The 16,004-nt window shown below is 40.6% G+C and carries 14 protein-coding genes; 9 read left to right on the forward strand and 5 right to left on the reverse strand.

The window, feature by feature from the left end; all coding sequences use genetic code 11:
• Positions 1 to 5: 5 nt before the first annotated feature.
• Positions 6 to 1,133, reverse strand: a complete 1,128-nt coding sequence (tgt, locus tag G0Q07_RS05905) for a tRNA guanosine(34) transglycosylase Tgt (protein ID WP_163345212.1) — start codon at positions 1,131 to 1,133, stop codon at positions 6 to 8.
• Between the two features lie 178 nt (positions 1,134 to 1,311).
• Between tgt and G0Q07_RS05910 the strand changes: the two genes are divergently transcribed.
• Genes G0Q07_RS05910 through rsmG form a run of 3 tightly spaced genes read left to right on the forward strand, consistent with a single transcriptional unit; the run spans position 1,312 to position 3,687 of the window.
• Positions 1,312 to 2,469, forward strand: a complete 1,158-nt coding sequence (locus G0Q07_RS05910) for a glycosyltransferase (RefSeq protein WP_163345213.1) — start codon at positions 1,312 to 1,314, stop codon at positions 2,467 to 2,469.
• Positions 2,451 to 3,059, forward strand: a complete 609-nt coding sequence (locus tag G0Q07_RS05915) for an RNA polymerase sigma factor (RefSeq protein WP_163345214.1) — start codon at positions 2,451 to 2,453, stop codon at positions 3,057 to 3,059. Before G0Q07_RS05910 ends, G0Q07_RS05915 begins: the two co-directional genes overlap by 19 nt.
• 7 nt (positions 3,060 to 3,066) lie before the next feature.
• The gene (gene rsmG / locus G0Q07_RS05920) at positions 3,067 to 3,687 is read left to right on the forward strand and encodes a 16S rRNA (guanine(527)-N(7))-methyltransferase RsmG (RefSeq protein ID WP_163345215.1); all 621 of its coding nucleotides are present in this window, start codon (positions 3,067 to 3,069) and stop codon (positions 3,685 to 3,687) included.
• 157 nt (positions 3,688 to 3,844) lie between these two features.
• Here the strand turns inward: rsmG and G0Q07_RS05925 are convergent, their stop codons facing one another.
• Entirely contained in the window at positions 3,845 to 4,891 is a 1,047-nt protein-coding gene (locus G0Q07_RS05925; protein WP_163345216.1) for an ATP-dependent 6-phosphofructokinase, read from the reverse strand.
• 373 nt (positions 4,892 to 5,264) lie between these two features.
• Here G0Q07_RS05925 and G0Q07_RS05930 point away from each other — a divergent pair, with 373 nt between their 5' ends.
• Positions 5,265 to 6,026 carry a 3-keto-disaccharide hydrolase gene (locus G0Q07_RS05930; RefSeq protein ID WP_163345217.1) on the forward strand — a complete coding sequence of 254 codons (762 nt, stop codon included), beginning with the start codon at positions 5,265 to 5,267 and terminating at the stop codon, positions 6,024 to 6,026.
• A gap of 172 nt (positions 6,027 to 6,198) precedes the next feature.
• On the opposite strand, the gene gldB is transcribed toward G0Q07_RS05930, so the two are convergent.
• Positions 6,199 to 7,215, reverse strand: a complete 1,017-nt coding sequence (gldB, locus tag G0Q07_RS05935; protein WP_163345218.1) for a gliding motility lipoprotein GldB — start codon at positions 7,213 to 7,215, stop codon at positions 6,199 to 6,201.
• A 299-nt stretch (positions 7,216 to 7,514) separates the two neighbouring features.
• Between gldB and G0Q07_RS05940 the strand changes: the two genes are divergently transcribed.
• A complete protein-coding gene (locus tag G0Q07_RS05940) occupies positions 7,515 to 9,158 on the forward strand; it encodes an NAD+ synthase (RefSeq protein WP_163345219.1) in 1,644 nt (547 codons plus the stop codon).
• Between the two features lie 138 nt (positions 9,159 to 9,296).
• Positions 9,297 to 9,998 (forward strand): Crp/Fnr family transcriptional regulator, encoded by a 702-nt coding sequence (locus tag G0Q07_RS05945; protein WP_163345220.1) that lies wholly within the window; start codon positions 9,297 to 9,299, stop codon positions 9,996 to 9,998.
• A 158-nt stretch (positions 9,999 to 10,156) separates the two neighbouring features.
• Here the strand turns inward: G0Q07_RS05945 and G0Q07_RS05950 are convergent, their stop codons facing one another.
• A complete protein-coding gene (locus G0Q07_RS05950) occupies positions 10,157 to 12,625 on the reverse strand; it encodes a bifunctional UDP-N-acetylmuramoyl-tripeptide:D-alanyl-D-alanine ligase/alanine racemase (RefSeq protein WP_163345221.1) in 2,469 nt (822 codons plus the stop codon).
• Positions 12,625 to 13,203 carry a thymidine kinase gene (locus G0Q07_RS05955; protein ID WP_163345222.1) on the reverse strand — a complete coding sequence of 193 codons (579 nt, stop codon included), beginning with the start codon at positions 13,201 to 13,203 and terminating at the stop codon, positions 12,625 to 12,627. The genes G0Q07_RS05950 and G0Q07_RS05955 overlap by 1 nt, the downstream gene beginning before the upstream one ends.
• A 139-nt stretch (positions 13,204 to 13,342) precedes the next feature.
• Between G0Q07_RS05955 and G0Q07_RS05960 the strand changes: the two genes are divergently transcribed.
• Genes G0Q07_RS05960 through G0Q07_RS05970 form a run of 3 tightly spaced genes read left to right on the forward strand, consistent with a single transcriptional unit; the run spans position 13,343 to position 15,674 of the window.
• Positions 13,343 to 14,251, forward strand: a complete 909-nt coding sequence (locus G0Q07_RS05960; protein WP_163345223.1) for a hypothetical protein — start codon at positions 13,343 to 13,345, stop codon at positions 14,249 to 14,251.
• Positions 14,244 to 14,927 carry a 16S rRNA (cytidine(1402)-2'-O)-methyltransferase gene (gene rsmI / locus G0Q07_RS05965; RefSeq protein ID WP_163345224.1) on the forward strand — a complete coding sequence of 228 codons (684 nt, stop codon included), beginning with the start codon at positions 14,244 to 14,246 and terminating at the stop codon, positions 14,925 to 14,927. The genes G0Q07_RS05960 and rsmI overlap by 8 nt, the downstream gene beginning before the upstream one ends.
• Before the next feature lie 42 nt (positions 14,928 to 14,969).
• On the forward strand, positions 14,970 to 15,674 hold the full coding sequence (locus tag G0Q07_RS05970; protein ID WP_163345225.1) for a YjjG family noncanonical pyrimidine nucleotidase: 705 nt from the start codon (positions 14,970 to 14,972) through the stop codon (positions 15,672 to 15,674).
• Positions 15,675 to 16,004 lie beyond the last annotated feature (330 nt).

A 16,004-nucleotide genomic window follows, 5' to 3' on the forward strand; every position in this document is an offset into this window, starting at 1 on the left:
TTTAACTACAGTCTTTCTTTCAGTTTAATAACCATTTCGTTTTTCCAGCCAACAAAATCGCCACTTTGTATTTTTTGGCGGGCTGTTTTTACCAGCCACAGGTAAAATGCCAGGTTATGCTGACTCGCAATTTGCGCGCCAAGCATTTCGTTCGAAATTATTAGGTGGCGAAGATAAGCTTTTGAATACTGGTCGACAAACGATGTTCCATTTTCATCGATGGGAGCGTGGTCGTTTGCCCATTTTTTATTGCGAATGTTTATAATGCCTTCGCTTGTAAATAACATTCCGTTGCGTCCGTTTCGGGTGGGCATTACACAATCGAACATATCAATTCCGCGATGAATACCTTCCAGGATATTTACCGGCGTTCCAACTCCCATTAGGTAGCGCGGTTTATTTTCAGGAAGATCGGCGGTGCAAACTTCCGTCATTTCATACATTTCCTGTTCTGTTTCGCCAACCGACAGCCCTCCGATTGCATAACCATCGGCATCAAAAGTTTTTACGTTGGCCACGGCAGCTTTTCGCAAATCAGTAAATGTATTTCCCTGAACAATGGGGAACAAGGTTTGCGAATAACCGTATTTCGGCTCGGTGCTGTTGAATTGTTTAAAACAGCGTTCAAGCCAACGTTGCGTCAATTCCAACGATCGTTTGGCGTACTCGTAATCAGCATCGCCCGGTGTACATTCATCAAAAGCCATTATAATATCGGCCCCGATGGTGCGCTGAATATCCATCACATTTTCAGGTGTGAATAGGTGGTAGGAGCCGTCGATATGCGATTGGAACCGTGCTCCCTCGTCACTCAATTTTCGGATATCGCCAAGCGAAAATACCTGGAAACCTCCACTGTCGGTTAAAATGGGCCGATCCCAGCGATTGAATTTGTGCAGGCCTCCTGCCTTTTCAATAATATCAATTCCAGGACGCAAATACAGATGATATGTATTCCCTAAGATTATCTGGGCATTGATGTCGTCTTTTATATCGCGGGTGTGAATCCCTTTTACCGATCCGGCTGTGCCAACCGGCATAAATATTGGCGTTTCTATCGCTCCGTGGTCGGTTGTAATTACCCCGGCCCGGGCACGCGAGTTTTCTGCTGTTTTCTGTAATTCGAATTGCATTTGTATAAAATTGCGTGGCAAATATAGCTATTTCACCCGAATTGAACTTGTTTTAAACCCGACTCAGGCTGTTAATAAAAACTAATTACTGTAAACAATTTCAAACTTCTAAAACAAAATGGTACCGGTAATTTTGCTACTATTGCTTAGTTTTTTAATACCGAATTTTCTTCTCTAAATGATTCAGATCTTGTTAGATACTTTTAACGCCTTAACTGCTACACAGTTGGTGGTGCTGATAATAGCTGCTTTATTGTGGCTGTTGCGGCTTTTGTATTTGCTTTTTTTCCCGCTACGTATGCTTGTTAAAATAAACAAAGCTTCGGTTGCAACCGGGAAAGCACCACTTTCCGTGTTGATGGTGGTACGAAACGAAGAAGAAAATTGCCGGGAAACGCTGCCTAGAATGCTGAGTTTGAAAAAAACCGATATGGAGGTAGTGGTTGTTGATGATTTTTCGCAGGATAATACCTTGTCGGTGTTGGGGGTATTAAAGCAACGCTATCAAAAATTGAAAATCTCATCGCTAAGTCAGGAAACACGACATTCCGAAAAGTTATCGCAAAATATTGCACTAAAATCGGCCGAAAAGGATTGGGTATTAGTGTATCCGGTAAGCGCACAAAGTCCCTCGCAAGACTGGCTGGACGAAATGGATAAGTTAACACCAGAACAAGTGCTTTTTAAAGTGGCTTACACAACTGTTGAAGGAAACAAAAACTGGTTCAATAAACTTTACCGGATTGAAAATTTCTTTCAGCAGGTACGAAGTGCTTCTTACTCGCTAAATGGCTTGGCGTTTATTTACAACGAGGAAAATGTGGCGTTTAAAAAAGCTGAATATTTTAAGCGAGGAGGTTATGGAGCAAAAATACAGGAGCCTTATGCCAACCTTGAACTGGTGATCAATCCTTTTATTCGGAAGAAACACGTAGAGTTCTGTTTAAAAGAAAAAAGTATTCTTCAAAAACAGGTTGCAGTTGGTCGTTTAGAGTTTAAAGATTTGGTTCGTAAAAGCATTCGTATTGAGCGTCACCTGAATAATTTAAAGCGTTTTGTATTGCTTGCGGACAGGTTGACACAAACCTTGTATCCACTATTGATTGCATTACTGTTATTAGTCGTATTTCAGCTGTGGCCCGTTGTTGTTGCATTTGTTGTCGTTCATGCACTGGTTTTTATGGTTATCATAAAAATGTTGCAGAATCGTTTGAATGAAAGCAAATTATTCATAACTTCGTTAGTGTTCAGTTTTATAATGCCTTTTTATAAACTTTTTTTCAGGTGGCATTTTAATCGGCAAAATCAAATTCATAAATGGAAAAAAAAGGTGTGATACTATCGGATAAAGCAAGGCAGGACTACGAGCTTGTTAAAGCAGCGTTGGCTGGCGACGATAAAGCTTTTGCCCGATTATTAAACCGTTACAAAGATGCCATTTATTTTATGCTGCTAAAAATGGTGAATAACCGCAGCGATGCCGAAGACCTGACATTGGAGGCATTTGGAAAGGCTTTTAAAAGCCTACATCAGTACTCGCCAACTTACGCCTTTAGCACGTGGTTATTTAAAATTGCATCGAACAATTGCATCGATTTTTTACGAAAGAAAAAAGGTGTGCATGTACCCATTGAAAACAACGGGCAGGATGATAACAGCGAAACGATAAAACTGCGTTCAAAAGAACCCGATCCCGAAGAAAAACTGATTCGTCAGCAAAAGGCCATTTTGTTGCGGCGCGTTGTACGTAAGTTAAAGCCGCGTTATCAAATTCTGGTGGAGCTGCGATATTTCAGGGAGTTTTCGTACGAAGAAATTGCAAAAGAGTTAGATTTGCCGCTCGGAACAGTAAAAGCACAGCTTTTCAGAGCTCGCGAAATGCTGTTTAAAATGATTGAAAGCACCGAGATTGGACGAAAAGATTAACTTTTGTATGGATTTAATTCTAAAGTATTTTCCCCACTTAACCGAAACCCAAATTGAACAGTTTCAACAATTGGAACCTTTGTATGCTGATTGGAATGCAAAAATAAATGTGATCTCACGAAAAGATTTCCCGGAGTTTTACGAACGTCATGTGTTGCATTCGCTGGGTATTGCCCGGTTTATTCGTTTTAACGCAAAAACAAAAATACTCGATGTTGGAACTGGCGGAGGTTTTCCCGGAATTCCACTAGCCATTCTTTTTCCCGAGGTGCAGTTTCACATGGTTGACTCGATAGGAAAGAAAATAAAAGTGGTGAATGGAGTTGCCCAATCGCTGGGATTAAAAAATGTCCGTGCCGAGCAAATTCGTGCTGAAGAGTTAAAAGAAAAGTACGATTTTGTAGTGAGCCGTGCAGTTACCCGTTTGCCCGATTTTGTAAAATGGGTCAGGAACAACATTTCCAAGAAACAACAAAATGCACTGCCAAACGGTGTAATTTATTTAAAAGGTGGTGATCTAACCGAAGAGGTAAAACCATTTGGGAAACGCATATTTTTGCAAGATCTGTCGCAATACTTTGAAGAACCTTTTTTCGAAACCAAAAAAGTCTTGCACTTACCACTATAAGAGGAAAGCCGGTTTGTTAATTCAAACCGGCTTTCTTTTTATTTTTTTAAATTTCTGAATATCGAATGATGATTAACGAATAAAGAATATCGAAGTGAATTTCATGCGATCTAAAATCTAAAATCGTTAATCGAAATTCATCATTCATTAAGTTTTCCTAAAGGTACTCATCGCCAAACGACACGCCCATTTTTCGTGCTTTTTCAATCAATCCAAAATCGGGTTCTACCAAACGTAATTTTCCACCAACTTCAGCCAGTGGCACGGTGGTGAGCTCGTTGGCTTTTACGGCTACCATAGTTCCAAAATTTTCTTCGGCGATACAACGTGCTGCAAAAGCCCCGTAGCGTGTGGCCAAAATCCGATCCATTGGTGTTGGCGAACCACCACGCTGAATGTATCCCAAAACAGTTTCGCGGGTTTCAATATCGGTGTACATTTCAATGGCTTTAGCCACGTGCGACGCTGCCGATTCTCCTTTAGGATGATCGATTCCTTCGGCAACCACAACAATGGAGTAAGGTTTTTTACTCTCGAAACGGCTTTCAATTTTCTTACAAACCGATCGGATATTATACTCCAGTTCGGGCAGCAATATAATATCGCCACCACCGGCAAGCCCCGAATATAGCGCCAGCCAACCGGCATGGTGCCCCATAATTTCGATAATCATTACCCGTTGGTGCGAATTGGCAGTAGTGTGTAAGCGGTCGATGGCATCGGTGGCAATTTGCACCGCCGAATCGAAGCCAAAAGTTACATCGGTTCCCCAAACATCGTTGTCAATGGTTTTTGGTATGCCAACTACATTCATTCCCTCTTGTGCCAGCAGGTTGGCGGTTTTCATGGTGCCGTTACCTCCTATACAAACAATAGCATCGAGGCCCAGTTTTTTGTAGTTTTCTTTTATCTTATGAGGTTTGTCATCGACATCTTTACTGTTTTTCTTGCCTTTGTAGGGTTTCTCGCGCGAGGTGCCCAGTATGGTTCCTCCAAGTGTTAGAATACCGGAGAGCGCCGATTCTTTTAGCTCAATGTAATCGCCGTTTATTAACCCCGAATAGCCGGCGTTAAAACCCAACACTTCCATTTTGTATTCAACTATTGCTGTTTTTCCCACGCCTCTGATTGCTGCATTTAGTCCGGGGCAATCGCCCCCTGCAGTCAAAATGCCAATTCTTTTTGGCTTTGTTGAAGTACTCATAGTATCTAATTTTTTGTGGAAGATGTGTAACGTTGATCTGAAAAACTGTAAGCAACACGTTAATTTCATTGACTTCTGCGAATTTTTCTTCCAAAGCTACAGCTATGCAATAAAAATGGAGCTTTGCCATTGAAAATCAATAAGTCACTCTCTGAATTTTCAGTTAATTTTAAACATCTTCATCCTGTATTTTCTAATTATCTATCGAAATTACAAAAGAACTTTTTAAAAACGGCGCTTATAGCCGGCTAAATCCCTTATTTCATGTTTTCTTTTTTTATGCGAGATAAAAAAACCGTTAACAATTTTTGTACATTCGCATGTCGTTTGAAAAAATGGCATTTTAATCTTTAACCAATTAAATGTAGTAAGAATGAAAAAGTTTTTTTCAATTTTAATGGCTACTGCCTTTGTGTTTTCAATCTCGTGTAAGAGTACAAAAACGGGTAGTTCGGCCGGTTTAAATCAATTATCAAAACAAGAAAAAGAAGAAGGTTGGGTATTGCTGTTTGATGGCAAAACCAGCGAAGGATGGAGAGGTAACAACAAAGATCATTTCCCAACAGGATGGGAAATTGTTGATGGAACGTTGCATTGTAAATCATCGGGACAAGGCGAAGCCGGAGCACGCGATGGTGGTGATATTATTACCACCAAAGAATATTCTAACTTTCACCTGAAAATTGAATGGAAAATTGCAGAGGGAGGAAACTCTGGTATTTTCTATTTAGGAAAAGAGCACGAAGGATGGCCAATTTACAAAACGGCTCCTGAATTGCAGGTGCTGGACAACGAGCGTCACCCGGATGCTTTGTTAGGAAAAGACGGTAACCGCAAAGCCGGTTCGTTATACGACCTGATTCCTGCAAAACCACAGAATGCAAATCCTGCAGGCGAATGGAATACGGTAGAAGTAATTTGCTACGATGGTACTGTAGTTCACAAGCAAAATGGCGAAACGGTTGTTGAATACCACTTGTGGACTGACGACTGGAAAGAGCTGGTAGCCGGATCGAAATTCCCGGGATTAAATCCTGACTGGGCAGATGTTGCAAAAGAAGGTGTTATTGCATTGCAAGACCATGGCGACGATGTTTGGTTCCGCAATATCAAAATTAAAGAGATGAATTATTAAGCATTGCAAAGCTTATAGTTAAAAGCCTGGTAGTTTTCTGCCGGGCTTTTTTTGTTTTTTGGAATTTCATGTTCGCAGTAAATTTCATCTCGACGAGGAAACAGGAGATATCTGTTACATCCTTCGACTTCGCTCAGGATGACTGAGAACTGCGACTGAAAACTGTCAACTGTTATTCCGGATTATACCCCGAATCATTCAATATCTGCTGAAAATCGTAATTCGCCATTAATTCCGGTAAAGTTACTTCGGGATGTTTTTTCATGTATTGCCGCACAATTTGCCAACCAATCCACACCCCGGTTCGTCCGGGCGAGTCGAGCGGAAAACCACTTGTTGATGGCGCGGGATTGATGTAACGGATAATATCCATGCGTTTGGTAGTGTAAAGCATTTCGTGCTCAATAAGGTAAGTCCACATTTGTGGTTCGTTCATTTGGCACCATTCCAGTTGCTGCGTGGTGTAGCCAATTTTCAGCGAGTCTTCCATTTCGGGTAGCATGGCATCAACCAGATACATCAGCTTCCCTTTTTCAACCATATTGCCCAGCAGGTTGGTTGCGCGCTCTTCGTGTTCAAATTCGGTAATGCCCCATGCCAGCGCCACATCCGACAGAATTTTGTCTTTGTGCATGTTTTGAATCTTGTAATGTGGTATGGTGCGTAACTGTCGGTAGTAAAGGCAGTCGCGCCCCAGGTATTTATCCAGGCTAATGCCAATACTATTTTCGGCCGTAACCACCGATTGGTTAAATCCCGAAATGTATGTGTAAATAGTAGGCAACTCTTTCTCGGGAAAATGGTAGCTGTAATATTTAAACGCTTTTGTCAACTTTTTTTCCAACTTTTTTAGGTTGGGAAACACCGAGTCGGTTTTTAGTTTCACCTCACTAATCAGGCTGTCGGTTAAAAACAGGCTCATCATATTCTTAAAATCCTCGTCGCCAATGCCGCCCACCTGAATTACGCGGTAGGTGTACAAGTTGAAAAAATCGGGGTGGGCGTTGCTCAGCTCCGTTAGTGTTTCCAGCGTATCTTTTCCCTCAAGGTTTAAAAGTTGCTCACCAAACCGAACTACTTCCACCTCTGCCTCAACATCCGAAATATTTACTTTTAATGGATTTCGTTTACATGAAAAAAAAATCAGGGCAATTGCACCCATAAAAACCACTGCTTTTGTCCACTTCATTTTACAAGAAATTTAAATCATTACTAAGCGCTATTCCTGGTGTGAACTATTACACCAAGTCTCGTTCTTTTAAGTTTTCTCTTCAAAATAAAAAGATTCACTTAGCTAGGGCTAGGCTCATTTTTTCTTTTTTCGGTAAAACGTTAAAATAACTTCAACTTTTATATCATTTCACACCAGGAATAACACTATCGAAACAATATTATTGCAAAACTGAACTAAAAATTGGAGATTTGCAATCATTACAATGAAAACAAACTTCGGTCTTCGGTCTTCCGACTTCCGTCTAATTTTGAATCATGAAAGTTGCACTGGCCCAATTAAATTATACCATCGGCGATTTTGAAGGAAATGCGTCGAAGATTATTGCCGAGATCAATCGTTTGAAACAAGCGGAAGTTGATTTGGTTGTTTTTTCCGAACTGTCGGTAACGGGTTATTACCCGCACGATTTGTTGGAGAAAAAAGAGTTTATTGCCAAAGCTGATGATGCGGTTGCCAAAATAGCAAAGCACTGCCACGGTATTGCTGCTTTGGTTGGTGCGCCGCGCATTAACCAACAGGAACGGGGTAAACAGCTATTTAACTCGGCTCTATTTCTTGCTGATGGCGAAATAAAAAGCAGCCACAACAAAACGCTGTTGCCTACTTACGATATTTTTGATGAGTACCGCCATTTCGAGCCCAACCGCGAATTTAGTCTGGTAGAATACAAAGGCGAAAAAATTGCGGTTACCATTTGCGAAGATTTATGGGACGAGCAACCAACGGCCAACGAGTTTGGAAAAGACAAGCTTTATTCTACATCGCCAATGGAGGAGTTGGCAAAACTGAAACCCGATTTTGTGGTAAACCTTTCGGCATCGCCATTTTCATACAACCAGGAAGGCTGGCGAAAGAATGTGCTCATTAGAAAAGCCAAAAATTATGGCATACCTATTTTATATTGCAACCAGGTTGGTGCACAAACCGAGTTGGTTTTTGATGGCGGATCGGTATACATCGACTCCACCGGAGAGATTGTAAAAGAGCTGAAATATTTTGAGGAGGACTCTTTGGTCCTCGATACTAAGTCGCTGGGCGAAAAAGAGCTTCAGCAAAAGGTCGACTACATAGAAAAAATACACGATGCGCTGGTGCTCGGCATTCGCGACTATTTTAAAAAGATGGGCTTCAGGCAGGCTACGCTGGGATTGTCGGGCGGAATTGATTCGGCAGTAACAGTGGTTCTTGCCGTTCGTGCTTTAGGTGCCGGGAATGTGCGCGTGCTGTTAATGCCATCAAAATATTCGTCGGACCACAGTGTAAACGATGCCCGCGAACTTGCCGAGAATTTGGGTATTCGTTACGATGTGGTGAATATTCAATCGGCAGTCGACCAGTTTGAGCATGCTCTTACCCCGCTATTCGAAGGCCGCTCGCCCGATGTTGCCGAGGAAAATATCCAGGCTCGTGCCCGTGGAATTTATATGATGGCAATTTCTAATAAGTTTGGTCACATTCTGTTAAATACCACCAATAAAAGTGAGTGCGCCGTTGGTTACGGTACTTTATATGGCGACATGAACGGCGGTATTGCTGTGCTTGGCGATGTGTATAAAATGGATGTTTTTAAACTGTCGCGGTTTATGAATAAAGACGGAGAAGTGATTCCGGAGAATACCATTGTAAAACCACCGTCGGCAGAGTTAAGACCCGATCAGAAAGATACCGATTCGTTGCCGGAGTACGAAGATTTGGATAAAATGCTTTTCAACTATATTGAACTGAATAAATCGCCAAAAGAAATAGCAGCTTTGGGCTATGATGAGGCAGTAGTGCGGAGAGTGATTAGAATGGTGAACATGAATGAGTATAAACGATTTCAGGCAGCACCTATTTTAAGAGTAAGTTCAAAAGCTTTTGGCTTCGGACGAAAAATGCCGCTCGTTGCCCGTTATTAGTTGTGTTATTTTCTTATCAACAGTTTTATAGCATTTTGTTGATGATATTATTTTAAACGGACGTAAAATAAGTGTTAAAAAAGAATCAAATTTAACAATTTTTTTAGCTTTGATGCTGTAAAACATACAGACGGGTATATGTTAAATTCAGATATTGGACTTAGGGATCTGGTTGATAATCAGAAATCAATATTTTATTTGTTGGGGCAGGAAGATAAAGACGATCTGCAACATCATATTTCTCTTTCGCAGTACAAGAAAAATGAATTTATTTACAAAGAAGGAGATAAACCCAATGGGTTTTTGGTACTGATTGATGGCAAGGTTAAGATTTTTAAAGAAGGTGTAGGAGGAAGAGAGCAGATAATTCGCATGACCAAACCTTTGGGGCTGATTGGTTATCGCGCCCTACTTGCCGACGAAACTCACAATGGTTCGGCAGTTACGCTTGAAGAATCGCTTGTTTGTACTATCGACCCTGACTTTATTTTTAATCGTGCCTTAAAAAACTCCGATTTTTCGTTCCGTATAATTAGTAAACTCTCGAAAGAACTCGGTTTCTCCAATGCCCGAACGGTTACTTTAACACAAAAGCATATTCGTGGTCGGTTGGCCGAATCGCTGATTTTACTGAAAGATAAATACGGTTTCGAAAATGATGGCACAACTTTAAAGGCATTCCTGTCGCGCGAGGATATTGCCAATTTGTCGAATATGACTACATCAAATGCCATTCGTACACTATCAACTTTTGCCAGCGAAAAAGTAATTGCTATCGATGGCAGAAAGATTCGGATTTTGGATGCCATCCGCCTGGAGCGCATCAGTAAATTAGGTTAATCGTTTCAACAAAAGTATTCGGAGATGAGGCTATTGCAATAGTCCTTGTTTCGTCATCCTGAACTTGTTTCAGGATCTTATATTGTTAGTGATCTGTTAGCAGATTCTGAAATGAATTTAGAATGACGTTCTTTTCGACTTTTTATACAACCTTACATTTATTCCTGCAAATATACACGTTTAACGCGTTGCGAAATGCCTGTTAGGATTTCATAAGGAATCGTTTCGAGTAGTTGAGCCAACTTTGAAATAGAAATATCTGGCCCAAAAATTTCAACCTTGTCTCCCGGGCTAACTTTCAGGTTGGTAACGTCGAGCATCAGCATATCCATACATATATTTCCGATCATCCTTGCTTCTTGTCCGTTCACAAAAGCACTGCCCAAGCCATTGCCTAATCTTCGGTTAATCCCGTCGGCATAACCCATTGGCACGACGGCTACCCGGCTTTGTTGCCTAGTTTTTCCTTTACGGTTGTATCCAACGGTTTCGCCTGCATTAACAGTTTTAACTTGCGAGACTGTGGTCTTCAGCGTGCTGATTTGTTGTAGCTGTAATCCGGTTTGCGAAATGCCGTAAAGTCCAATACCTAGTCGAACCATATCCATTTGATGATCGGTAAATCGTTCAATTCCTGCCGAGTTAAGAATATGCTTGTCTACTTTATAATCAAAAGCTGTCTCAATTTGTTTGGATAAATGTGCAAATCTTGTAAACTGTTCATGCGTAAAATCATCCAGCTCCGGATCGTCGCTTCCGGCGAGGTGTGAAAAAACCGACTGTATTTTTAAATGCTTGTTGCTTTTTACGAACGAGATCAACTCATCAATTTCTTTTTCCGTTTTCAGACCAAGCCGGTTCATGCCCGTATCAATTTTTACGTGAATGGGGAAGTTGCATAACCCGAACTCTGCAACAACCTTTGCAAATTGATGTAAAAGTTGTGTGCTGTAAATATTGGGTTCCAGATTAAAATCGATAATATTTTGAAAGCTATCGTGTTCAGGATTCATTACAACAATTGGAATGGTAATGCCTGCATTACGCAGCTGAACCCCTTCGTCGGCCACAGCAACTGCCAGGTAATCTACATTTTGATGTTGTAAGAGTCGTGCAATCTCAACATCGCCATTTCCATACGAAAAAGCCTTCACCATTACCATAATTTTTGTTTCCGGGCGCAGCAGTTTTCGAAAAGAATTTAGATTATGTATCAGCGCATTCAAATTAATTTCGAGTACCGTTTGATGTGCCTTTTGTTGCAATAGTGCTGATATCTGCTCAAACGCAAATTGCCGTGCTCCTTTTAACAAAATTGCTGATGATGAATAGTTGCTGCGAATAAAATGTTTTTCAAACTCGTTACGGTCTGAATAAAATTCGCTTTCCATCTGAAAAATATATTGGTGTTTGTACAGCGCTTCGCCAATTCCGGTGAGTTTGTTAATTCCCCATTCCTGCAAAAGCTGGTTTACTTTTGAATACAATTCTGCCGTTTCAATACCTGTTTGATGAATATCGGATAAGATTACATGCTTGTGCAAATGGCTTTGGGCAGCTTGTTGTTTTAGTACCGACAACGCAATGCCCAGCGAGTTCAAATCAGAATTGTAATAATCGTTAATGAGCAAACAGTTGTTAATACCCTGTTTAATTTCAAGGCGCATAGCAATTGGTTCCAGCTTGCTAAATCTTTCCAAAAACACATCCGGAATTTTCTCCAGTGCAACTATTGTAGCAAAACAATGGCAGGCATTTTCCAGTGCTGATTCGTCGGTAAATGGAATTTGAAAGGAGTAGCTTTTATTTCTGGTTTTTGCTTCAATTTTTGTATGGTTTGCCGCTGCTTTGCTTTTAAATTGAATAGTTGCCTCGTCGTTTTCAAACGACCAGTTTATTGGCTCAATATTGTTTCCCAAACAGAATTTTGCAATTGGTTTTGAATAGGGACGATCGAGGCAAAATACTAGTTTTTTTGCATCAACAAAAAGCTGAAGTTTCTCGTTTAGTTTTTCTTTCTTCGATTGGAAATTCTCCTGGTGCGCATCGCCAATGTTAGATAGAATACCAATATTGGGTTGAACAATGGGGGCAAGCTTTTGCATTTCTCCCGGCTCTGAAATTCCTGCTTCTAATAGGGCAAGTTCGTATTGTGCATCCAACAGTAATGCCGATAAAGGAACGCCTACCTGTGAGTTGTAACTCTTCGGGCTTCGTACAATTTTTAATTCAGCCGAAAGCAGATCGTACAACCATTCTTTAACAATTGTTTTTCCGTTGCTTCCGGTAATTCCAATAACGGGCTGTGAAAACTGATTTCGGTTATAAGTTGCAAGTTGCTGTAATGCCAGACCGGTGTCTTTTACTAAGATATAGTTGGCCTTATCATCAATAAAATTCTTATCGGAAATGATAAAAAGTTGCACGCCTTTTTTGCGAAGTTGTGCAATGTAGTTGTGTCCGTTAAAAACAGGGCCGGTTAAAGCAAAAAAAGCAACGTTTTGTCCGCCAAAGAAAGTCCGGCTGTCGGTAATAACTTCTGAAACAGTAAAATCCTGAAACGATGAGGAAGCGAAAAGCTCACCATTTACTACGGCACATATTTGTTTTGCCGTCAGGTTGATCATTATTCTTTATGTGCTTTGTTGTAACAGCTTCGGCAAAGTGGTTCGTAAATGTCTTTTTCGCCCAGCAGAACCACCTGTTCTTTTTCCGAGAGACGATGAGAGAATTGTGCGATACTTCCGCATCGAACACAAATAGCGTGCACTTTGGTAATGTAGTCGGCAACAGCCATTAGTCCGGGAATCGGTCCAAAAGGTGCGCCTTTAAAGTCCATGTCGAGGCCGGCAACAATAACGCGAATCCCCATGTTCGCCAACTGGGTTACCACGTTAATCAGACCTTTATCAAAAAACTGGGCTTCGTCAATTCCAATTACGTCAACTTCGCCGGCCAGCAAAAGAATATTGGCCGAGTTCTCAACCGGAGTAGAGTGGATGGCATTTTCATCGTGCGAAACCACCTCCGTTTCCGAGTAACGTATGTCAACCATCGGTTTGTAAATTTCCACCTTTTGTTTGGCAATTTTGGCACGTTTTAACCGTCTGATCAATTCTTCGGTTTTCCCTGAAAACATTGATCCGGCAACAACTTCAATGGTGCCAACTTTTTTATGGCCGTTTACATCTCTTTCAATAAACATTTATCGTTACTCTTTTTGGTAAGAAGTTTTCTTACAGGGTATTTTTATTTACTACTTTTACAAAAATAAAATTTACAGCCTTTTTTGGGCACTGTGAAGCACGATTAATTTACCAACATCGCGTTAAAAGCTTGGATGAATGGACAATAAAACCTTATTTAAATTTCTGTTTAAAGATATTTCTGAGATAGAAGAACTGTTTGCCGAAAAGGGCACCGAAGGATTTGATGAACTGGAAATGGAATTTATCCGCACTCGTTTTAGCGGGGCAAAACACATTATTCAGTTATTGAGTGAAAAAGATGGGCCTGCGAAAAGAATGGTTGTAACGGAGCCTGTTGTAACAAAAGTAGCCGAAGAACCAGTTGCCACGAAAGTGAAGGAAACCATTGAGCCACAAGCTCCACTTTCGGATAAAGAACAGGAAAGTTTAGCCGCTTTGTCGGATTTTGAAGAAAAGTTAAAACAAGAAGAAAGTAAGCCGGAACCCGTTGCCGAAAAAGAAGCACCGGTAGCGCCTCAAAAAGAAGCTGAAATTGTCGAGGATTCTTCATCGGAAAAAGAAACAGGTATCGATGAAAAAGAAGATGTGGAGCAGATAGCTGATGCGGAAGTAGAAGAACTCAAACAGGAAGAACCAGAAGTTGAAGAAGAGCCTGTTAATGAAGAAGAACCAAAAAAAGAAAGAGAATCAGAAGAAGAACCAGAATCGAGTGTGGCAAATAACCGGATTGGCGATCGTCTTATAAAAGATAAATCAGTTAACGATTTGCTTAGTGGCAACGATGATAAAAAGCTGGAATATAAAATCTCGAATAGTCCGGTAAAAAGTATTCAGGCTGCAATTGGAATAAACGACCGCTATCAATACATCCGCGAACTGTTTAACGGTAGTGCCGAATCTTTTGCAAAAACAGTTGTCGATATTGATAAACTTGACGATATACAACAGGCAGTTGCTTATTTGCAGGAAAACTTTAAATGGAAAAAGAACGAAACCAGCCTGAAATTTGTAAACCTTGTAAAACGCCGATTCCCAAATGGATAACGAAGCAAGATTAATATTGGTTCCAACACCTATTGGTAATCTGCGGGATATCACCTTGCGGGCAGTTGAGGTTTTGAAAGAGGCCGATATTATTTTGGCCGAAGATACACGGGTATCGTCAAAGCTTTTAAAGCACCTTGAAATTGAAAAGAAGCTTTTTGCGCATCACAAGTTTAACGAGCATAAAACCAGCAGTTCAATTGTTTCAAAAATAGAGCAAGGGAATACTGTGGCTTTAATTTCTGATGCTGGTACGCCGGCCATTTCCGATCCTGGGTTTTTATTGGTGAGAGCTTGTGTTGAAAAAGATATAACAGTGGAATGTTTGCCCGGGCCAACCGCGTTAATTCCGGCTTTGGCAGTGTCGGGTTTGCCTACCGAAAAGTTTGTCTTCGAAGGTTTTTTGCCGCAAAAAAAAGGCCGACAAACGCGTCTGAAAATATTAGCTGAGGAGCCTCGAACTATGGTTTTTTACGAATCGCCATACCGCTTGGTAAAAGCGTTGGGGCAATTTGCCGAATTTTTTGGCCCCGAACGAAAAGCATGTGTTTGCCGCGAGCTCAGTAAAATGTTTGAAGAAGTGAAGCGGGGAACAGTTACAGAACTTGCAGAATACTATACGGCACATCCTCCGAAAGGAGAAATTGTTATTGTGGTGGAAGGAAGAGCAAAATAAATAATGGGTGCAAACAAATTTGTGCCCCTTGTTTTTATAGGTATGAAGAAAAAATATACACACATATTTTTCGATTTAGACAATACCTTGTGGGATTTTAAAACGAACTCTAAGTTGGCGATGGAGTTAACTTTTTCTCATTTTAACCTGGAACTTAAAGGGGTGGTGTTTGAGCACTTTTTTGACGTTTACACTGAGCATAATGCTAAACTTTGGGCGGCTTATCGTATGAAGGAAATAGCGAAAAAGGATCTTACGCGACAACGATTTCTACTTACTTTAAAGGCTTTTAAGTTAAACGGTGTGGATCCGGATAAAATGAATACCTTCTACCTAAATGAAATGCCAAAACAAAAAATGTTGATGCCGGGAGCCATTGAACTGCTCGATTTTTTAAAGAAAAAAAAAGTCAAGCTGTTTATTATAACCAACGGCTTTAAAGAAGTACAACATAGAAAAATGCAGCGTTCGGGTTTAGCACCATATTTCGATAAAGTATTTATTTCGGAAGAAGTAAAATGCCCGAAGCCAGGGAAACAAATATTCGAACATGCTATAAAGTCGGCCAATGCAAAAAAAACAAACAGTTTAATGGTTGGCGACGATTGGGATAGTGATATTCGTGGCGCCCTTAACTTTGGCATCGATGCCGTCTATTATAATCCTTTAAAACAGCCGGTTGATATTATAATTGGTGGTGTTAAAATCATTAATTCATTATCGGAGTTACGTTTGGAGTGCCGATAGTCCCGGTATTTTAAAGAACTGGTCGGAATGGAGACGTTTGGATTATCCAGAATTGACACCGGTAACTGAGGCAACCGAACGATGGTCTTTTAAGCAGTTTATTAAAGAGCAGCTGATTAATATTCGTAATTGCATTTTTTTTACCTGGCATGACAAATATCATGCTTCTGGCAAAGTGATCATAGGATTAAAATGAATACTTTTAAATGCCTGATATTCATTGCGGTGTGAAAAAAGTGACTTTTGTCACATGTGTAAAACCCAAGTGGTGTGTTATCTATTTGTCAGTAATACGCAAAAAAAACTTACACTTTCTTTAAAAAATCAAAA

The sequence above is a fragment of the Draconibacterium halophilum genome, from assembly GCF_010448835.1.
Lineage (GTDB): Bacteria > Bacteroidota > Bacteroidia > Bacteroidales > Prolixibacteraceae > Draconibacterium > Draconibacterium halophilum.

What these genes read in the sequence shown, in the direction of transcription:
- G0Q07_RS05970 (WP_163345225.1), top strand. Translation starts at nt 14,970, where the DNA reads ATGAAGAAAAAATATACACACATATTTTTCGATTTAGACAATACCTTG.
- G0Q07_RS05950 (WP_163345221.1), bottom strand. Translation starts at nt 12,625, where the DNA reads ATGATCAACCTGACGGCAAAACAAATATGTGCCGTAGTAAATGGTGAG.
- rsmG (WP_163345215.1), top strand. Translation starts at nt 3,067, where the DNA reads ATGGATTTAATTCTAAAGTATTTTCCCCACTTAACCGAAACCCAAATT.
- G0Q07_RS05910 (WP_163345213.1), top strand. Translation starts at nt 1,312, where the DNA reads ATGATTCAGATCTTGTTAGATACTTTTAACGCCTTAACTGCTACACAG.
- gldB (WP_163345218.1), bottom strand. Translation starts at nt 7,215, where the DNA reads ATGAAGTGGACAAAAGCAGTGGTTTTTATGGGTGCAATTGCCCTGATT.
- G0Q07_RS05955 (WP_163345222.1), bottom strand. Translation starts at nt 13,203, where the DNA reads ATGTTTATTGAAAGAGATGTAAACGGCCATAAAAAAGTTGGCACCATT.
- G0Q07_RS05930 (WP_163345217.1), top strand. Translation starts at nt 5,265, where the DNA reads ATGAAAAAGTTTTTTTCAATTTTAATGGCTACTGCCTTTGTGTTTTCA.
- G0Q07_RS05960 (WP_163345223.1), top strand. Translation starts at nt 13,343, where the DNA reads ATGGACAATAAAACCTTATTTAAATTTCTGTTTAAAGATATTTCTGAG.
- tgt (WP_163345212.1), bottom strand. Translation starts at nt 1,133, where the DNA reads ATGCAATTCGAATTACAGAAAACAGCAGAAAACTCGCGTGCCCGGGCC.
- G0Q07_RS05915 (WP_163345214.1), top strand. Translation starts at nt 2,451, where the DNA reads ATGGAAAAAAAAGGTGTGATACTATCGGATAAAGCAAGGCAGGACTAC.
- G0Q07_RS05925 (WP_163345216.1), bottom strand. Translation starts at nt 4,891, where the DNA reads ATGAGTACTTCAACAAAGCCAAAAAGAATTGGCATTTTGACTGCAGGG.
- rsmI (WP_163345224.1), top strand. Translation starts at nt 14,244, where the DNA reads ATGGATAACGAAGCAAGATTAATATTGGTTCCAACACCTATTGGTAAT.
- G0Q07_RS05940 (WP_163345219.1), top strand. Translation starts at nt 7,515, where the DNA reads ATGAAAGTTGCACTGGCCCAATTAAATTATACCATCGGCGATTTTGAA.
- G0Q07_RS05945 (WP_163345220.1), top strand. Translation starts at nt 9,297, where the DNA reads ATGTTAAATTCAGATATTGGACTTAGGGATCTGGTTGATAATCAGAAA.